The sequence below is a fragment of the Roseinatronobacter domitianus genome, from assembly GCF_023336755.1.
Classification (GTDB): Bacteria; Pseudomonadota; Alphaproteobacteria; order Rhodobacterales; family Rhodobacteraceae; genus Roseinatronobacter; species Roseinatronobacter domitianus.
The window spans coordinates 79844-97982 of the sequence record NZ_JALZWP010000011.1 but is presented as its reverse complement, the minus strand read 5'-3'; the positions used below and the strand labels follow the sequence as shown (position 1 = coordinate 97982).

The 18139-nt window shown below is 60.4% G+C and carries 21 protein-coding genes; 16 read left to right on the top strand and 5 right to left on the bottom strand.

Going from position 1 to position 18139, the window contains the following annotated elements:
- The first annotated feature begins 7 nt into the window (after window positions 1-7).
- Genes trpC through lexA form a run of 4 tightly spaced genes read left to right on the top strand, consistent with a single transcriptional unit; the run spans window position 8 to window position 3208 of the window.
- Window positions 8-814 (top strand): indole-3-glycerol phosphate synthase TrpC, encoded by an 807-nt coding sequence (gene trpC, locus M3N55_RS11965; RefSeq protein ID WP_249059331.1) that lies wholly within the window; start codon window positions 8-10, stop codon window positions 812-814.
- A 1-nt stretch (window position 815) separates the two neighbouring features.
- Entirely contained in the window at window positions 816-1295 is a 480-nt protein-coding gene (gene moaC / locus M3N55_RS11960; protein ID WP_249059329.1) for a cyclic pyranopterin monophosphate synthase MoaC, read from the top strand.
- Window positions 1292-2470, top strand: a complete 1179-nt coding sequence (locus M3N55_RS11955; protein ID WP_249059326.1) for a molybdopterin molybdotransferase MoeA — start codon at window positions 1292-1294, stop codon at window positions 2468-2470. The genes moaC and M3N55_RS11955 overlap by 4 nt, the downstream gene beginning before the upstream one ends.
- A 51-nt stretch (window positions 2471-2521) precedes the next feature.
- Window positions 2522-3208 carry a transcriptional repressor LexA gene (gene lexA, locus M3N55_RS11950; protein WP_249059324.1) on the top strand — a complete coding sequence of 229 codons (687 nt, stop codon included), beginning with the start codon at window positions 2522-2524 and terminating at the stop codon, window positions 3206-3208.
- A 191-nt stretch (window positions 3209-3399) separates the two neighbouring features.
- Here the strand turns inward: lexA and M3N55_RS11945 are convergent, their stop codons facing one another.
- A complete protein-coding gene (locus M3N55_RS11945) occupies window positions 3400-5007 on the bottom strand; it encodes a peptide chain release factor 3 (protein ID WP_249059322.1) in 1608 nt (535 codons plus the stop codon).
- Window positions 5008-5044: 37 nt separating this feature from the next.
- Window positions 5045-5362 carry a TraR/DksA family transcriptional regulator gene (locus tag M3N55_RS11940; protein WP_249059319.1) on the bottom strand — a complete coding sequence of 106 codons (318 nt, stop codon included), beginning with the start codon at window positions 5360-5362 and terminating at the stop codon, window positions 5045-5047.
- 108 nt (window positions 5363-5470) lie between these two features.
- On the opposite strand from M3N55_RS11940, the gene hisF reads away from it, so the two are divergent.
- The 3 genes from hisF to M3N55_RS11925 all read left to right on the top strand — a co-directional run bounded on the left by hisF (window position 5471) and on the right by M3N55_RS11925 (window position 7515).
- On the top strand, window positions 5471-6232 hold the full coding sequence (gene hisF, locus M3N55_RS11935) for an imidazole glycerol phosphate synthase subunit HisF (RefSeq protein ID WP_249059375.1): 762 nt from the start codon (window positions 5471-5473) through the stop codon (window positions 6230-6232).
- On the top strand, window positions 6229-6543 hold the full coding sequence (locus tag M3N55_RS11930) for a phosphoribosyl-ATP diphosphatase (RefSeq protein ID WP_249059318.1): 315 nt from the start codon (window positions 6229-6231) through the stop codon (window positions 6541-6543). The genes hisF and M3N55_RS11930 overlap by 4 nt, the downstream gene beginning before the upstream one ends.
- 66 nt (window positions 6544-6609) lie before the next feature.
- A complete protein-coding gene (locus M3N55_RS11925; RefSeq protein WP_249059316.1) occupies window positions 6610-7515 on the top strand; it encodes an EamA family transporter in 906 nt (301 codons plus the stop codon).
- A 4-nt stretch (window positions 7516-7519) separates the two neighbouring features.
- On the opposite strand, the gene M3N55_RS11920 is transcribed toward M3N55_RS11925, so the two are convergent.
- The 3 genes from M3N55_RS11920 to tldD form a co-directional block, all read right to left on the bottom strand.
- Window positions 7520-7831, bottom strand: coding sequence for a P-II family nitrogen regulator (locus M3N55_RS11920; protein WP_249059315.1), 312 nt, complete (start codon window positions 7829-7831; stop codon window positions 7520-7522).
- Between the two features lies 1 nt (window position 7832).
- A complete protein-coding gene (locus M3N55_RS11915) occupies window positions 7833-8798 on the bottom strand; it encodes a sodium-dependent bicarbonate transport family permease (protein WP_249059314.1) in 966 nt (321 codons plus the stop codon).
- Window positions 8799-8914: 116 nt separating this feature from the next.
- Window positions 8915-10336, bottom strand: a complete 1422-nt coding sequence (gene tldD, locus M3N55_RS11910) for a metalloprotease TldD (RefSeq protein ID WP_249059313.1) — start codon at window positions 10334-10336, stop codon at window positions 8915-8917.
- A 233-nt stretch (window positions 10337-10569) separates the two neighbouring features.
- On the opposite strand from tldD, the gene coxB reads away from it, so the two are divergent.
- From coxB to M3N55_RS11865, 9 genes are all read left to right on the top strand, one after another.
- Complete coding sequence (gene coxB / locus M3N55_RS11905; RefSeq protein WP_283163955.1) at window positions 10570-11451, top strand: cytochrome c oxidase subunit II; 882 nt, start codon at window positions 10570-10572, stop codon at window positions 11449-11451.
- Window positions 11452-11484: 33 nt separating this feature from the next.
- Complete coding sequence (locus M3N55_RS11900; protein WP_249059304.1) at window positions 11485-12459, top strand: heme o synthase; 975 nt, start codon at window positions 11485-11487, stop codon at window positions 12457-12459.
- The gene (locus M3N55_RS11895) at window positions 12459-12659 is read left to right on the top strand and encodes a hypothetical protein (RefSeq protein ID WP_249059302.1); all 201 of its coding nucleotides are present in this window, start codon (window positions 12459-12461) and stop codon (window positions 12657-12659) included. The genes M3N55_RS11900 and M3N55_RS11895 overlap by 1 nt, the downstream gene beginning before the upstream one ends.
- Complete coding sequence (locus M3N55_RS11890) at window positions 12659-13237, top strand: cytochrome c oxidase assembly protein (protein ID WP_249059298.1); 579 nt, start codon at window positions 12659-12661, stop codon at window positions 13235-13237. The genes M3N55_RS11895 and M3N55_RS11890 overlap by 1 nt, the downstream gene beginning before the upstream one ends.
- 46 nt (window positions 13238-13283) lie before the next feature.
- Window positions 13284-14087 (top strand): cytochrome c oxidase subunit 3, encoded by an 804-nt coding sequence (locus M3N55_RS11885; RefSeq protein ID WP_249059297.1) that lies wholly within the window; start codon window positions 13284-13286, stop codon window positions 14085-14087.
- Between the two features lie 78 nt (window positions 14088-14165).
- Window positions 14166-14849 (top strand): SURF1 family protein, encoded by a 684-nt coding sequence (locus M3N55_RS11880; RefSeq protein ID WP_249059296.1) that lies wholly within the window; start codon window positions 14166-14168, stop codon window positions 14847-14849.
- 14 nt (window positions 14850-14863) lie between these two features.
- Complete coding sequence (gene thrC, locus M3N55_RS11875; protein ID WP_249059293.1) at window positions 14864-16252, top strand: threonine synthase; 1389 nt, start codon at window positions 14864-14866, stop codon at window positions 16250-16252.
- Window positions 16249-17511, top strand: coding sequence for a M16 family metallopeptidase (locus tag M3N55_RS11870; RefSeq protein WP_249059290.1), 1263 nt, complete (start codon window positions 16249-16251; stop codon window positions 17509-17511). Before thrC ends, M3N55_RS11870 begins: the two co-directional genes overlap by 4 nt.
- Complete coding sequence (locus tag M3N55_RS11865) at window positions 17511-18098, top strand: GNAT family N-acetyltransferase (RefSeq protein WP_249059289.1); 588 nt, start codon at window positions 17511-17513, stop codon at window positions 18096-18098. The genes M3N55_RS11870 and M3N55_RS11865 overlap by 1 nt, the downstream gene beginning before the upstream one ends.
- Window positions 18099-18139 lie beyond the last annotated feature (41 nt).

Genomic DNA, 18139 nt, shown 5'->3' with positions numbered 1-18139 from the left:
GACCAAAATGGCCGATATTCTGGACAAGATCAAAGCCTATAAGCTGGAAGAGATTGCTCATCGCAAGGCTGTGCGCCCCACGTCTCAGCTTGAGGCGGCGGCGAAAACCGCCAGTGCCCCGCGCGGCTTTGCCGCCGCTTTGCGGAGTGCTGAATCAACGGGCTACGGCCTGATTGCAGAGATCAAGAAGGCCAGTCCCTCGAAGGGGCTGATCCGCCCCGATTTCGACCCGCCCGCGTTGGCCCAAGCCTATGCCACCGGCGGCGCGACCTGCCTGAGCGTGCTGACCGACACCCCCAGCTTTCAGGGCGCAGATGACTTTCTTGTGCAAGCGCGCGCGGCCTGCGATCTGCCCGCGCTGCGCAAGGATTTCATGTATGACACGTATCAAGTCGCGGAAGCGCGCGCGCTTGGGGCAGATTGCATCCTGATTATCATGGCGTCTGTCGGTGATACGCAGGCCGCAGAGTTGGAAGATGCCGCCATCCATTGGGGAATGGATGTGCTGATCGAAGTGCATGATGCCGAGGAACTGGATCGCGCGTTGCGTCTTAAATCCCCGCTGCTGGGGATCAATAATCGCAATTTGAAAACCTTCGAAGTCACGCTCGACACCACACGCGCGCTGGCCCCCAGGGTGCCAGATGACCGCCTGCTGGTTTGCGAAAGCGGGCTGTTCACACCGGCTGATCTGGCCGACATGGCGCGCACCGGTGCGCGCAGTTTCCTGATTGGCGAAAGCCTGATGCGGCAAGATGACGTGGCGGCTGCGACTGCTGACCTTTTGGCCAATCCCGTCTTGGCAGAGGCCTGACATGGCAGACCTGACCCATTTCGATGCCCAAGGTCATGCGCATATGGTCGATGTCTCTGACAAGGACGTGACGGCGCGCGTTGCGGTTGCCACAAGTGCGGTGCAAATGTTGCCCGAAACCCTTGCACTTGTCACCGAACAGCGCGCCAAGAAGGGCGACGTTCTGGGCGTGGCGCGGCTCGCCGGGATCATGGGCGCAAAGCGTTGCGCAGACCTGATCCCGCTGTGCCACCCGCTGCCGATTACCAAGGTCGTGGTTGATCTGGAGGTTGACGATACCCTGCCGGGTATTCGTATCCGGGCCGAGGTCCGCACGACAGGCCAGACCGGGGTCGAGATGGAGGCGCTGACAGCGGCTTCTGTCGCTGCCCTCACGGTATATGACATGTTGAAAGCGGCGGAAAAATCCATGCGCATCCTGGAAACCCAAGTGGTGCTGAAGGACGGCGGCAAATCGGGCCGCTACGAGGTGGGCGCATGATTTCGGTTGAAGACGCCCTCGGACAGGTTTTCGCCCTGACGGACCCGGCGCCGACCGAAGTGGTCCCGCTGGTGCAAGCTGCGGGCCGCGTGCTGCGCGCCCCGGTGCGGGCCGGCCGTGACCAGCCGCCCTTCGCGGCCTCTGCCATGGATGGATATGTCGTAGCGGGGCAGGTCGCGCCCGGCCAGACTTTTCGTGTCACTGGCGAGGCCGCAGCGGGCCACATGTTCGCAGGTCGTGTCGGGCCGGGAGAAGCCGTGCGCATCTTCACCGGCGCGCCGGTGCCCGACGGGGGAACCCATGTGGTTATTCAAGAAGATGTCAGCCGGGATGGTGACACGATCACGTTGCTGGACAGCTTGGGCAATGGCCCCAATATTCGCCCCCAAGCGCAGGATTTCCGCGCTGGCGACCAGATCAGCGCGCCGCGCCGCTTACGCGGGGTTGACCTTGGCTTGATCGCATCGATGAATTGCGCCGAGGTGACGGTCACGCGCCGCCCCGATGTGGCAATTATCGCCACGGGGGATGAGTTGGTCATGCCGGGTGAAAACCCGCGCGCAGACCAGATCATTGCATCCAACGCTTTTGCGCTGAAAGCGATGGCAGAGGCCGAAGGCGCGTCTGCCCGAATCCTGCCCATCGCCCGCGATACAGAAGCCAGCTTGCGTGCCGTGTTCGATCTTGCCCAAGGCGCGCATATGATCGTTACCATTGGCGGCGCGTCGGTCGGGGATCATGATTTGGTCGGCCCGGTCGCGGACAGCCTTGGTGCGACGCGGTCGTTCTACAAGGTCGCCCTGCGTCCCGGAAAACCGCTGATGGCTGGTCGGCTTGGCAAGGCTCTGCTGCTGGGGCTACCGGGCAACCCTGTGTCGTCCATCGTGTGTGGGCATCTGTTCATGCGGCCTGCGCTGCGCGCCATGCTGGGACTGGGTCACTACCCGTTGCCCACCGCCAGTGCCGCTTTGGCCTGCGACCTGCCTGCCAACGGCCCGCGCGCGCATTATATGCGGGCAGCGCTTGGCCCAGAGGGCACGATTGACCCGGTCGCCAGCCAGGATAGTGCACTTTTGTCGCTGCTGGCGCAGGCGGGCGCTTTGCTGGTCCGCCCGCCAGATGACGGGCCCCGCAAGGCGGGTGAACAAATGCGGTATATCCCGCTTGACCTATAGAGTGAACAGATATAGAACATAGAGAGGTGGGCCCAGTAGAAAGGCAGCGCAATGCTGACACGTAAGCAGATCGAATTGCTCAAGCTGATCCATACGCGGATGGAAACAGAAGGTGTCGCGCCGTCATTCGATGAAATGAAGGATGCGCTGGATCTGCGCTCCAAATCCGGAATTCACCGTCTGATCACTGCCTTGGAAGAACGCGGGTTTATCCGCCGCCTGCCGCACCGCGCGCGCGCGATCGAGGTTTTGAAGCTGCCCGATGCCCTTGGCAAAACGGGGTTTGAGGCACAGGTGATCGACGGCGGCGCAGTCGCACCACCACCGGCCAGCGCTATGGCGGTCGAGGGGGCGGCGCTTAATCTCCCTGTTATGGGTCGCATTGCTGCGGGCACCCCAATAGAGGCGATTAGCGAACCCATGCGCGATATTGCCGTGCCCGGCACCATGCTGTCAGGCCGGGGTGAGCATTACGCATTGGAAGTGCAGGGCGATTCCATGATCGACCTTGGAATTAACGATGGTGATATTGTTGTGATCCGCGAACAGACCGTCGCCGATAATGGCGATATTGTTGTGGCCCTGGTGGATGATCTGGAAGCGACGCTCAAGCGGTTTCGAAAGGTTGAGGGGATGATCGCGCTTGAGGCGGCGAACCCGGCCTATGAAACACGCATGCTGCCCGCATCGCGGGTCAAGGTGCAGGGGCGTCTTGTCGGGTTGATTCGCAGCTATTGACAGTAAGGGGGCGCTCGCGCCCCCTCTTGGGCTACGCCCAATTCACCCCCTGAGGATATTTTGACAAGGATGAAATCAGGGGTGGATCAAGCATAGGGGACCGGCTGACGGGACGCGCCACGTCTCGTGCAGCGAGAGATGCTATAACGTCTAAGCAGAGTGAACCATCTTAGCGGTTAACGCCCACAAGTTTAAACAAGCATTTCCTTGGTCGCTGTCAGCTTCACATCCGGGTAATCCCGCGCCACACGGTCAATATCCCATTGCAGGCGGGTCATGAACACCGGGTCGCCATCGCTATCGGTCGCCATATGCTGCTTGTTCGCGGCTGCGAATGCGTCCACCGCGGCTTGCGACCCTTGCACCCAACGGGCCGAGGTGAATTGAGTTGGCTCGAACCGCACCGGAAGGCCATATTCCAGTTCAATCCGGCTGGCCAATACTTCAAATTGTAGCTGCCCGACAACGCCAACGACAAAACCGGATCCAAAGGCCGGCCTGAACACTTTTGCAGCACCTTCTTCGGCGAATTGCACAAGAGCCTTATCCAGATGTTTGGCCTTAAGCGGGTCACCGGCGCGACAAGCCTGCAAAAGTTCCGGCGCAAAAGACGGAATGCCGGTGAAACGCAGCGCTTCGCCTTCGGTCAGTGCATCACCAATGCGTAATTGCCCGTGGTTGGGGATGCCGATAATGTCACCCGCCCAAGCCTCTTCCGTAACTTCACGGTCAGCGGCAAGAAACAGAACGGGGTTCGCCACTGCCATTTGTTTCTTTGAGCGAACATGCAGCAACTTCATGCCGCGTTCAAAATGCCCTGATGCCAAGCGCACGAAGGCCACACGGTCGCGGTGTTTCGGGTCCATGTTCGCCTGAACCTTGAACACAAAGCCTGTGACCTTGCTTTCCTCCGGCGCAACGTGGCGGCTTTCGGCCTTCAGTATTTGCGGTTCTGGCGCATAGGCGGCGATGCCCTCCATTAACTCTTTCACCCCGAAAGAATTAATCGCAGAGCCGAACCAAATCGGTGACAGATGCCCCTCCAGCACCGATTTCGGGTCAAGCGGTGGCAACAATTCGCGCGCCATCGCGACCTCTTCGCGCAACTGCTCTAACTGCGCGGCGGGAATATGCTGTTCCATCAACGGGTCATCCAAGCCGTTCAGCACAACACTTTCACCGCGTTTGTTGCGGTCGGCGCGGTCCATCAGTTCCAGCCGGTCGTTTATCAGGTCGTAACAGCCGATAAAATCTGCACCAACGCCAATGGGCCAGCTTGCCGGGGTGACATCAATCGCCAGATTCTGCTGGATCTCGTCAATAATATCGAACGTGTCGCGGCTTTCGCGGTCCATCTTGTTGCAAAAGGTCAGGATGGGAAGGTCGCGCAGGCGGCAGACCTCGAACAGTTTTCGGGTCTGTGACTCGACGCCTTTGGCCCCGTCGATCACCATGATCGCGGCATCTACCGCGGTCAGGGTGCGATAGGTGTCTTCAGAGAAGTCCGAGTGACCGGGTGTGTCGACCAGATTGTAGCGATAAGTCGCAAAATCGAAGGACATGGCAGAGGCCGAGACCGAAATGCCCCGGTCCTTTTCCATCTGCATGAAATCGGACCGTGTGCGCCGGGCCTCACCCTTGGCGCGCACTTGGCCCGCCATCTGGATCGCCCCGCCGAATAGCAGGAATTTCTCGGTCAGTGTGGTCTTGCCCGCATCCGGGTGCGAAATAATCGCAAAGGTGCGGCGCCGCGCGATCTCGGCGGGCAATTCGGGGCGATTGGTGTTCTGATCCAGCATGGGCACGCGCATAGCGCGGGCCGCGGGCCAAGACAAGCTACCGTGCGCAATCGCGGCAAAACGGCGTGGCGGGCAGCAGGTCAAGCCGTTCATTGCTGATTTCTGTTCCGCAGCGCACGCATGCCCCGTATTCGCCTGCGGATATCCGCGCCAACGCGGCGTCAATCATGCGGATTTCGGCTTGGGCAGAGAGGCCTAACGCCTCCATGGCTTCGTCCTGCTCGTGCTCGATGGCATTTTCTTCCCAATCCGGGTCGCCATGGCTGTCTAGTTCAGCATCCAGGCTGTGCATCCGCTCCAGCAACTCGGCGCGGCGTTGCTCTAACTGGGCGGTGCGGTCGGCGAAATCGCGCATGTTCTATCCTCCATCAGATGCCCCATGATCGGTTCGAACGTGACTGCTGTCGTTGATCCGTGTCAAATCGCTCTTTCACGCGACGCGGGTGCGGGCTATGACGGACCCATGTTGAAAACCCGTGTTATTCCCTGTCTGGATGTGGCCGATGGCCGTGTCGTGAAAGGCGTCAATTTCGTGGACCTGCGTGATGCGGGCGATCCGGTCGAAGCCGCGCGCGCCTATGACGCGGCCGGAGCGGATGAGCTGTGCTTTCTGGACATTCACGCCACGCATGAAAACCGGGGCACGATGTTTGATCTGGTGACACGCACGGCAGAGCAGTGTTTCATGCCGTTGACCGTGGGTGGCGGGGTGCGCACGCCAGAAGATGTGCGTGCGCTGCTGCTGGCCGGTGCCGATAAGGTCAGCTTCAATTCGGCCGCCGTCGCCGACCCCGATGTGGTGGCGCGCGCGGCGGATCGCTTCGGCAGTCAGTGCATTGTTGTGGCGATAGATGCCAAGACCGTCAGCCCCGGTAAATGGGAGATTTTCACCCATGGCGGTCGCAAGCCCACCGGGATTGATGCGGTCGAGTTCGCGCGCATAGTGGCCGACAAGGGCGCGGGAGAGATTTTGTTGACCAGCATGGACCGCGATGGGACGCGGGCGGGGTTCAACCTGCCTTTGACCCGCGCGATTGTCGATGCGGTGGGTATCCCTGTGATCGCGTCGGGCGGCGTAGGCAATCTGGACCATTTGGTCGAAGGCGTGACCATCGGCGGCGCAAGTGCGGTGCTGGCCGCGAGCATCTTCCATTTCGGGGAATTCACGATTGGGGAAGCCAAGGAACACATGGCGGCAGCGGGTATTCCGATGAGGGTGTCATGAGCGCGCTGGACCGTTTGGCCACGACCATTGCCGCGCGCAAAGCGGCGGACCCGGATGGGTCTTGGACCGCAAAGCTGCTGGCCAAGGGGCCGGAGAAATGCGCCGAGAAATTCGGGGAAGAGGCAATCGAGGCGGTGATCGAAGCGGTCAAGGGTGACCGCGCGCGTCTGACCTCTGAAGCTGCCGATGTGCTGTATCATCTGTTGGTTATGTGTGCCGCGCGCGATGTGAGTTTGGCCGAGATCGAGGCTGAATTGGCGCGTCGCGAAGGCCAGTCCGGACTGGACGAAAAGGCCGCGCGCAAGGGTTGAGCCTTGCTAACCGCTAAACACGGCCGTAAACCCCTCACATGTTAACGAAACGAGGCGGGCCGGGCCATGACCGACTGGCTGTTATCGCTGGTGGGAACGCCAGAGGGCGCGCGGCTGGCCACGATGCTTGCGCTTGTCTCTGCTGTTTCACACGCCGCGTTCGGGGCGCTGCAAAAGGGCGTGCATGACCCGTGGTTGACGCGCGGCGCGATTGATGGGGCAACCGTAGCGCTGTCGCTGCCACTGGTCGTTTTCTGGGCCGGATTGCCGCCGCCCGACATGTGGCCGGTGTTGCTGGGCGTGGTTCTGGTGCATTTCTTATATAAGCTGACCATAGCGTTGGCCTATGAGCGCGCGGCCTATACGGTGGTTTACCCTGTGGTGCGCGGCACCGGGCCGATTGTCACGGTGTTGGCGGCGATGGTGGTCTTTGACGAGAGCTATGGTGCGGTGCAATGGCTGGGGGTGGCGCTGTTGTCGGGCGGTATTTTGCTGCTGGCCTTGCGCAACCTTTCGGAAGAAACAATCGACCTGCGCGCGCTGAAGCTGGGCTTGCTTTGGGCCATCGCCGGGGGTGCGCTGGTTGCGGCCTATACGACCTATGACGCTTGGGCGATCCGTTTGTCGGGCGACCCGTTGCGTTTTCTTGTCTGGTTCTTCTTGTTCAGCTCAATAGACTTCGCGCTTCTTGGATTGTGGCGCTACCGCTATATGCCCGATGCTCCCGCGCCGTGGCCATTGGCGCTGCGCGGGGCCGTTGGCGCCATGATCGCCTATGTCAGCTTTGGTGGGGTCATGCTGGCCACGTTGGTGGGTCGTGTGGGCGAATCGGCGGTGTTGCGCGAAACCTCGACCGTGTTTGCGGCGCTGATCGGCTGGTTCATTCTGAAAGAGCGTGTTGGTCCGCGAAAACTGGCGCTGATGGTGATGATCGCGATGGGCGCGGTGGTTGTGCAACTGGGCGGGCGCTAGGGGTTCAGAACCGCTCCGCTCGCAGAACCTGAGCATCGGTTACGCAGACCACGCCGATATGCCGTTTGACCACGCTGAAAGCGGCATCCAGAAGCGGGTCCAGCTTTTCGGGGCGCACAAGACAGACGACCTGCAACATGCCTGTTCCGCGGCTGACCTGGCCCTCGCGGCTCCATGTGCCGGACCGGCCAGAGCCGCCCTGCACTGGTAGCACCGACCATCCCGTGACATCGGCTTTCTCCAGCGCATCGGTGAGCCGGTTCAGCATGACCTGCTCGATGGTTATTTCGACCCGTTTGGCGAGATGTGTCTGCATGTCACGATCCTATAAGGTTTTGGGCGACCGTCAGATAGAGCGGTATGCCCAGCACCAGATTGAAAGGGAATGTCACGGCGAGCGCGAGGGTAAGGTAGATCGACGGATTGGCCTGCGGCACCGCCACGCGCATCGCAGCGGGAACCGCAATATAGGATGCTGATGCCGAGAGTGTCATCATCAACATTGTGCCACCCGCCGACAGCCCGACCAAAAGGGCCGCAAGCAGCCCCGCGCTGGCCCCGACCAACGGCATGATAAGCCCGAACGCGATTGCGCCGCGGTCCAGCACGCCAGCCTGTCGCAAGCCACGCCCTGCGATCAGCCCCATATCCAGCAGGAATATGCACAAGACCCCCTGAAACGGCGACACGATGAAGGAGTCGATTCGCGCCAGCCCATCGGTGCCGGTCGCAATGCCAATGGCGAAGGCGCCCAGCAGCAGAACAATAGACCCGTTCAGCAGGATCTCACGCCACAGGTCGGCGCTCATATCGGTTTCTTCCGAGCCTTTCGAGATCAGCCAGAGCGCGGCAAGAATGGCCGGGGCTTCCATGGCGGCTGCGACGGCAACCATGTAGCCTTCGGATGCTATGCCCGCATCCTTCAATACCGTGGTGCCGGCCACGAATGTCACGATGGAAATAGAGCCGTAATGCCCGGCAACTGCCGCCGCATCCGTCCGGGACATGCCCGAGAGGACGCGCAGCATCGCAAACCCCAGAAGCGGTAGGGTAAAGGACAAAACCACCCCGGCCAGCAGGCTTAGCCCCAAAGTCAGATCAATGCCATGTTCTGCCAGGCTCACGCCGCCTTTGAAGCCGATGGCAAATAGCAGATAGATCGAAATGCCCTTCGCCACGGATTCGGGCACCGACAGATCCGAGCGTGCAAGTGCCGCGCCAACGCCCAACACGAAGGACAAAACGATCGGCGACAAAAGATTGGCGAGCGCCAAGTCGATCATGTGACAGACCCCTTCACAACACGTCTGCGTGAAGGGTTACGACATTCGGCCCGTCGTCACAATGTATCAAACGGCCGGGGCAGGCTTTTGGGCCGCTGGGCCGCGTCAAAGCCCTGTCACGCCGCGCTGCCGCCGACAGTCAGCCCGCCAATCATTAGCGTTGGCTGACCCACGCCCACGGGCACCCATTGCCCGGCCTTGCCGCAAGTTCCGATGCCGGGGTCCAGTTGCAGGTCATTGCCCACCGCGCGGATTTTGGTCAGCGCGGTTGCGCCATCGCCAATCAGGGTGGCACCTTTGATCGGTGCGCCCACCTTACCGTTTTGCACACGGTAGGCTTCGGTGCAGGAAAACACGAATTTGCCATTCGTAATGTCCACCTGCCCACCGCCAAAGCCCACGGCGTATATGCCATCTTTCAGCCCTGCCAGAATATCGACCGGGTCGCTGTCGCCCGCTTGCATGTAAGTGTTGGTCATGCGCGGCATGGGGGCGTGTTCGTAGCTCTCGCGCCGCCCGTTGCCAGTGGGGGCCACGCCCACCAGTCGCGCGTTCTGGCGGTCCTGCATATAGCCCACCAATTTGCCATCCTCGATCAGCACGTTGCGGGCGCTGGGCGTGCCCTCGTCGTCTATGGTCAGCGACCCGCGCCGGTCGGGCAGGGTGCCGTCATCCAATACGGTAACTCCGGGGGCCGCGATCTGCTGGCCCATCAGCCCGGCAAAGGCGGAACTGCCCTTGCGGTTGAAATCGCCTTCCAGCCCATGCCCGATGGCTTCGTGCAACAAGATGCCGGGCCAGCCTGGCCCAAGCACCACATCCATTACGCCCGCCGGAGCAGGATCGGCCCGCAAGTTCACCAAGGCGATGCGCAGGGCTTCTTTGGCGACGGGTTGCCAATGCTCGCGCGCGATAAAGGTCGAAAGCTCGGCGCGTCCGCCGCCACCCATGCCGCCTGATTCGCGCCGTCCGTCCTGCTCCACGATGACAGAGATATTCAGCCGCGCCATTGGGCGCGCATCGCGCATACGCAGGCCTTCGGGGCGCAGGATTTCAATCTCTTGCCGCGTGGCGGCCAAGGCCACAGACACTTGTACGACACGCGGATCGGCGGCACGCAGGTAATCGTCGATCTCGCGCAGCAGGTCTATCTTTGTGGCAAAGGCCACTTCCGATACCGGATCAATGTCCCGGTAAAGCCGCTGATTCGTGGCTTGTGGCGCATCGGCCAACGTGCCGCCACCAGCCCCTACAGCCAAACGTGCGGTCTGTGCGGCGCGGCGCAAGGCTTCGATCGTCATATGGGTGGAGTGGGCATACCCCGTTACCTCTCCCCGCACGGCGCGCAGGCCAAACCCTTCGGCGGCGTTGTAGCTGGCGGATTTCACGCGCCCATCGTCCAAACTGACCGACTCGGAGACACGCCGCTCTAGAAACAGCTCGCCATCATCGGCCCCGTCCGTAGCCGCGCGCAATTCGGCAAGTGCTTGCCCTTCATCCATAAAACTGTCGAAAGGGCGAAAATCGGTCTGGGTCATCTAGGCCTCTGGCGTTGAAAGTGGCATTTGTGCTGCGTTGCGGCGTAACCTGTTGTCAATGTCTTTGACATAGATCAACAAATGGCAATGTGTCGCATCGGTTTTGCTTGTTCTGAGATATGTAATATGGTTTTAGGTGAATAAAGCTCAACGGAATTCCATGGCATACAGCGAAATCTGTGACCATGCCGGACAGAACGCGGCGCAAAGCCGCACAATAACGGGAACCGAACATGCGCCTACTCTCTGCCATGACCGCCGCCGCCGTCACAGCCGCAAGCAGCCTGTTTGCCACTGTCGCATTCGCCGATGACCAATTGCCGGAATTGCCGGTGCGCGGCGCGCCGGTGCCGGGCGGCATGGCGTTGCAGACCCCAGCGTCATCTATTGCTGATGGCGTTTTGTTTCTGGACAACCTGCTGCTGTGGATCATCGTCCCCACGACGCTGTTTGTGACTGCGCTGTTGATCTGGGTGATTGTCTTCCACAACCGTCGGACTAACCCGACGCCCGCGAAATTTACCCATAACTCGCCGTTGGAGGTCGCTTGGACCGCCATCCCCGCGCTTATCTTGCTGGTCATCGCATTCTTCAGCTTCCCGGCCCTGCGCTACGAGCAGACGATGCCGGAAGCAGATGTGACCATCAAGACCACCGGTTTTCAGTGGTATTGGGGTTATGAGTATGTCGATCATGGCGTTGAATTTTCCAGTTTCATGCTGCAACGCGAGGAATTGGAAGACTACGGCTACACTCAGGATCAGTTTCTTCTGGCAACCGATACAGCAGTGGTCGTGCCAGTGGGCAAGAACGTCGTCATGCAGGTGACGGCGGCTGACGTGATCCACGCATGGGCCATGCCCGCCTTTGGCGTAAAACAAGACGGCGTTCCGGGCCGCTTGGCTGAATTGTGGTTCAATGTTCAGGAAGAAGGTATCTACTTTGGTCAATGCTCCGAACTGTGCGGCATTAACCACGCCTACATGCCCATCACCGTAAAAGCAGTAAGCGAAGAAGAGTATATCGCGTGGCTGGAGCGTCAGGGCGCGCAATTTGCCGAAGGATCTTGGGAAGCTGAGGTTCGCGATGGCATTCAGCTTGCTGCTGCCGAATAAACCCGCGCTCGCTGTTTCGCACCGGATAAGCTCATGACCGACATTCGCGCAGATTTTACGCAGACTGGCCCCGCAGACGCGGAGTTCGGTGATTATGTCGCGTTGCTGAAACCTCGCGTGATGACACTGGTGGTGTTCACCGCGCTCAGCGGGCTTTTGGTCGCGCCCGGCGGTATTCATCCGATCGAAGCATTGGCGGCGATTATCTTCATCGCGCTGGGCGGCGGTGCCTCTGGCGCGCTGAACATGTGGTGGGATGCTGATATCGACGCGGTTATGAAGCGAACCGCCAAGCGCCCGATTCCGTCGGGCAAGGTGACAGAGGGGGAGGCGCTTGCGATTGGCGTTACCCTATCTGCTATCTCTGTCATCATGCTGTGGTTGGCCACCAATGCGTTGGCTGCCGCGCTGCTGGCGTTCACGATCTTCTTCTATGTCGTGATTTATTCCATGTGGCTGAAACGCGCGACGCCTCAGAATATTGTCATCGGGGGTGCGGCAGGTGCATTCCCCCCGATGATTGGCTGGGCCGCTGTCACAGGTAGCGTCAGCGTAGAGGCGTGCTTGATGTTCCTGCTGGTGTTCATGTGGACCCCGCCCCATTTCTGGGCCTTGGCGCTGTTCATGAAGTCGGATTATCATGAAGCAAAGGTTCCTATGTTGACCGTCACGCACGGTCGCCGCGCAACCCGCACGCATATCCTCGTTTACACCATTGCGCTTTTGCCGGTGGCCTTGGCGACCGGGTTAACCAGCATCGGTGGGCCGGTCTACCTGGCGGCAGCGCTTTGGTTCAGCCTTGGGTTCCTGCATGGCGCGTGGGCAATCTGGAAGCGCGATGAAGTGCAGGCAGAGGCAGATAGCTACGCCACCGAAAAGCGCGTTTTCCGCTTCTCGCTATCCTACCTGTTCGTGCTATTCGGTGCTTTGATCGCCGAGGCAGCCTTGCGGAACCTGCCCGCTTACGCAGAGTTCGTCGCGCAGTTCAACCTGATGGAGATGCTCTGATGGCGATTGCCCGCGAACACCCGCTTCACAAGCGCCGCTCTGGCCGGAATGTCGGGCTGGCGCTGGTGCTGCTTGCCTTCATCGCATTGGTCTTTGGCTTGACGATTGCCAAAGTGTCGGGCGGTGGCTCTATAGAGGCATTCGACCATACATATCGGCCGATGCTTGATCCGGCCACGCTTATCCCGACGGAGGAGTGATGTCTGTCTTTGCGAATATGAGCGGCAAACAAAAGACACTGATGCAAACATTGGCCGTTGTTGTCTTCATGGCCGGCCTTGGCTGGGCTTCGGTTCCGCTTTACGATCTGTTTTGCCGGGTTACCGGCTATGGCGGCACCACCAATACCGCTAGCTCTGCGGGCGATGTGATCCTTGACCAAACCATGCGCGTGCGCTTCGACTCGTCGGTCGAACGCGATTTTCCGTGGGATTTCAAGCCGGTTGAACGCACCATGGAAATCCGCATTGGGGACACCGGGCTGGCGTTCTATGAGGCGCATAACCCGACAGACCAGCCCATCGCAGGCACCGCCAGTTACAATGTCACCCCATACGAGGCCGGGCGCTTCTTCACCAAGATCGACTGCTTTTGCTTTGAATTGCAAGTTTTGCAACCCGGTGAAACCGTATTGATGCCTGTGACCTATTTCGTTGACCCAGAGATCGTTGATGACCGCGATGCCAAGGCGGTCCACACGATCACACTGTCTTATACCTTCCACGCGACCGACATTCCGGAGGATTACACTCCCCCGGCAGAGGTCGTGACCAACTAAGCCAAGCTGACACAAGATCAGACCAACCCCGAGGGAACTGCTGACAATGGCCCACGCAAAAAACCACGATTACCACGTTCTGCCCCCGTCGATCTGGCCATTTGTGGCGGCGCTGTCGGGCTTCATCATGCTGTTTGGCGCGGTCATGTGGATGCATGACAACGGCCCGTGGCTGTTCCTGATGGGGTTGGCAGGTGTCCTTTATGTCATGTTCGAATGGTGGAAAGACGTAATCGTAGAAAGCCATGCGGGCGACCACACGCCCGTCGTGACCATTGGCCTGCGTTACGGGTTCATTCTGTTCATCATGTCCGAAGTGATGTTCTTCGCCGCGTGGTTCTGGAGTTTCTTCAAGCACGCCATGTATCCGATGTATGAATATGTCGGGACCGAATATGTGCAGCCCTATATTTACGCGGTCAACGCATTCGAGCTACCGCTCATCAACACGCTGGTCCTGTTGCTGTCGGGCTGTGCCGTGACTTGGGCGCACCATGAATTGGTGCATGGCGGCACTCGCAAGAATGTGGAAATGGGCCTTTTGTTGGGCGTGCTTCTGGGCATCGCCTTCACCGGTTTGCAGGCTTACGAATATGTCTATCTTGTAAGCCATCGCGATTACTCCTTCGCGGGTGACGTATTCTTCGCCAATTTCTTCATGGCGACGGGCTTCCACGGGTTTCATGTCATCATCGGCACAATCTTTTTGGCGATCTGTTGGTTCCGGGTGCGCGCGGGCCATTTCACCGCCGAACGCCATGTCGGGTTCGAAGCCGCCGCTTGGTATTGGCATTTCGTCGACGTGGTCTGGTTGTTCCTGTTCTTTGCGGTGTATATCTGGGGCATGTAAGCCCGACCAAATGTCAGTTATCGGGAAGCGCGGGCCTGCGGGCGCGCGCTTTTCCGTTGCACCAGACCGGAGAGCCCCGTGACCCGCCGCTTGATCCTACCCGCGCTATTCGGCCTGATCGGAACTGCGATTCTGATTGCGCTTGGAGTCTGGCAGCTGGACCGCGCCGGGCAGAAAGCCACGCTGACCGCGGATATGGAAGCGCGTCTTGTGGGAACGCCCGATGCGCTGCCCGATAGCCCGGACCCAGAGGCCGACAATTATCGTCCGGTGCGGATCACGGGCCGTTTTCAGCCTTCGCAGACCTTTGTGCTGTCAGCCCTGAAAGGGCAGGGGCCGGGATTTCGGGTGATCGGTGCAGTGCAGACAGAGGGTGGACGCATGGTCCTTGTGGATCGCGGGTTTCTGCCAGAAGCGCGACGTATAGATTTGGGCGTGCCAGATGCCGAACCGCAAACGCTTGTAGGCAATCTGCAATGGCCAAATGACGCCGACAGCTTCACTCCGGGGTATGACCGGGCGGATGACCTGTTTTTCGCCCGCGACGTGGCGCCGTTGGCCGAACATCTGGGCACTGAACCGGTCATGCTGGTTCTGCGCGCCAGCAACCCCCCGCATCCGCTGATACAGCCCATGCCAGTGGATGGCGTCTCCATCCCCGACAATCACTTGGGTTACGCCGTGCAATGGTTTCTGATGGCGCTTGCATGGGCGGGGATGACAGTTTTCTTTCTGTGGCGTATCAGAGCGCAACGCGACTGAGGATCGGTTCTTACATGCAGTATATCTCCACCCGCGGCACCGCACCTGTGCTGGACTTTGAGGCAACCATGCTGACCGGGCTGGCACGTGACGGGGGCTTATATCTTCCCGACCATGTGCCACCGATGAAGATGTCGGAGATCGCAAGCCTTGCCGGGCTAAGCTACGAGGAACAGGCGTTCCTTGTCATGCGCCCCTTCATCGGCAGTGCGTTTACCGATGACGAATTCCGCGAGATCATCGCCCGCGCTTATGCGGGGTTTGGCCACCCGGCGCGCGCGCCGATGAAGCAACTTGCGCCCAACCATTTCCTGCTGGAACTGTTTCACGGCCCGACCTTGGCGTTCAAAGATTTTGCCATGCAATTGATCGGACAGTTGTTTCAGGCGGCGCTCAAGCGGTCGGGCGACCGCGTGACCATCGTGGGCGCGACCTCTGGCGACACCGGCTCGGCAGCGATTGAAGCGTTTCGTGGGCTGGATAATGTCGATGTGTTCATCCTCTATCCGCATGGCCGGGTATCCGAGGTGCAGCGCCGCCAGATGACCACGCCGTCTGAGGCGAATGTGCACGCGCTGGCCGTGGATGGCGATTTCGACACCTGTCAGGCGTTGGTCAAGGATATGTTCAACGATTTTGCCTTCCGCGACGAGGTGGGGCTGGCGGGTGTTAACAGCATCAACTGGGCGCGCGTGCTGGCGCAGGTGGTTTATTACTTCTCTGCCGCTGTCACGCTTGGCGCGCCGCACCGGCCTGTCAGTTTTACCGTGCCGACCGGCAATTTCGGTGACATTTTCGCAGGCTATATTGCCCGCGCCATGGGGCTGCCGATTGAAAAACTGGTCATCGCCACCAATCAGAACGATATTTTGCACCGCGCTTTGGCCACGGGCGGGTATCTGACCGATGGGGTCAAACCGTCTATCAGCCCGTCCATGGATATTCAGGTCAGTTCGAATTTTGAACGCGCCTTGTTCGACGCCTACGGGCGTGACGGTGCCGCCGTGGCGCAGCTAATGGAAGAGCTGAAATCGGGCGGCGGCTTTCAGATCAGCCAAGGCGCGCTGGAATTTCTGCGTGAAACCTTTGCGTCGGGCCGCGCCTCGGAAGAGGAAACCACGGCCACGATCACCCGCACCGCGCAGGACACCGCCGAAGTGCTATGCCCGCATTCCGCAGTGGGCGTGCATGTGGCAGAAACGTATTTGTCAGCGACGCCCATGGTCACGCTGGCGACCGCCCATCCGGCCAAGTTCCCCGACGCGGTCGAGGACGCGACCGGCGCGCGGCCGGCATTGCCCGAACGCATGGCCGACCTGTTCGACCGCCCGGAACGGGTTACACGGTTGACCAATGACCTTTCCGCCATTCAGACTCATATCCGCGAGAACCGCACTGCATGACCATCCAGACCACGACCCTGCCAAACGGCTTTCGCATTGTCACTGAACACATGCCCACCCTGGAATCCGCCGCCGTTGGCTTGTGGGTGGATGCGGGCGCCCGCCACGAGCATGCCGAGCAAAACGGCATCGCGCATTTCTTGGAACACATGGCGTTCAAGGGCACGGCCCGGCGCAGCGCGCTGCAAATCGCCGAGGAAATCGAGGATGTGGGCGGGTATATCAACGCCTATACCTCGCGCGAGATGACGGCGTTTTATGCCCGCGTGCTGCGCGCCGATGTGGCGCTGGCGCTGGATGTTCTGGCCGATATTGTCCTGAACCCGGCCTTTGACGCGCGCGAGATAGAGGTCGAGCGCGGTGTGATCCTGCAAGAAATCGGGCAGGCGCTGGACACACCCGACGACATCATCTTCGACTGGCTGCAAGAGGTCGCCTATCCCGGTCAGCCCATCGGTCGGCCCATTCTGGGGCCAAGCGCGGGTGTTCAGGGCTTTGGTGCGGACGATTTGCGCGGCTTTGTTGCCAGCCATTACGGGCCGGGGCAAATGATCCTGTCGGCGGCGGGGGCTATTGACCATGATATGCTGGTGCGTCTGGCCGAGCCGCTTTTCGGGCATTTGGTTGCAAAGCCCGTAGCCGTGGCAGCGCCCGCGAAATTCCACCAAGGCGAGCGGCGCGAGACGCGCAGCCTGGAGCAGGCGCATTTCACCTTCGCGCTTGAAGCGCCTGCCTATCGCCACGCCGATTTCTACACGTCGCAAGTGTTCTCCGGCGCGCTTGGCGGTTCCATGTCGTCACGCCTCTTCCAGCGTCTGCGCGAAGAACGGGGGCTGTGTTACACGGTCTTTGCGCAATCCGGGGCTTATTCTGACACCGGTATGATTACCATTTACGCAGGCACCGGGGCCGATCAGGTCGCCGATCTGGCGCTTTTGACGATGGATGAGTTGAAGCGCGCCGCCGGGGACATGTCAGAGGCCGAGGTCGCGCGCGCGCGGGCACAGATGAAAGCAGGTCTGTTGATGGGGCTGGAAAGCCCTTCAGCCCGCGCGGAACGGCTGGCAAAGCTTTTGTCCATCTGGGGGCGGGTACCGGACCTGTCAGAGGCGATTGCAAAGATCGACGCGGTCAATGTGCAGGGGGTACGCGCCCATGCCGAAAGCCTGCTGGTCGGGGGCAAGGGTGCGATGGCGCTTTACGGTCCCGTGGCGGCTGCGCCGGATCTGTCAGCCTTGCAAGCGCGGCTTGCGGCCTGATGCTGGGGCGGCGGCCCAAGCTGCAACTGGACAGTGACCGTCTGGTTCTGCGTTTGCCGCAACATATCGATTATCGCCCTTGGTCTGATCTGCGCCGCGCCTCTGCCGGGTTCCTGACCCCGTGGGAGCCGACATGGTCGGACGACCATCTGTCGCGGCGGGCATTTTTGAACCGGGTGAATTGGGCGGCGCGCTGTCACCGGCTGGATACGGCTTTGCCATTATTCATATTTCGGCGCGAAGATTCGCAGCTTGTCGGCGCGATCACGCTGGACAATATCCGGCGCGGTCCGGCGCAAGCAGGCACATTGGGATATTGGGTTGGCGCGCCCTATGCCCGCCAAGGCTACATGCGCGAGGCGATCGGGGCTGTTGTCCATTATGCCTTTACGTTGATGGACCTGTCACGCATCGAAGCGGCATGCTTGCCGGAGAATGTCGCCTCGCGCGGGGTGCTGGAGCGGGCCGGCTTCAAATATGAAGGGGTGGCGCAAAGCTATTTGCAGATATCCGGGCGGTGGCGGACACATGTTCTGTATGCCAATTTGCGCAACGACCGACGCGGGCGCACCGATGCCGGGGCGTAGTGCCTGCGCGCGCGGGCCGCGCCCACCCACCCACCCACGGG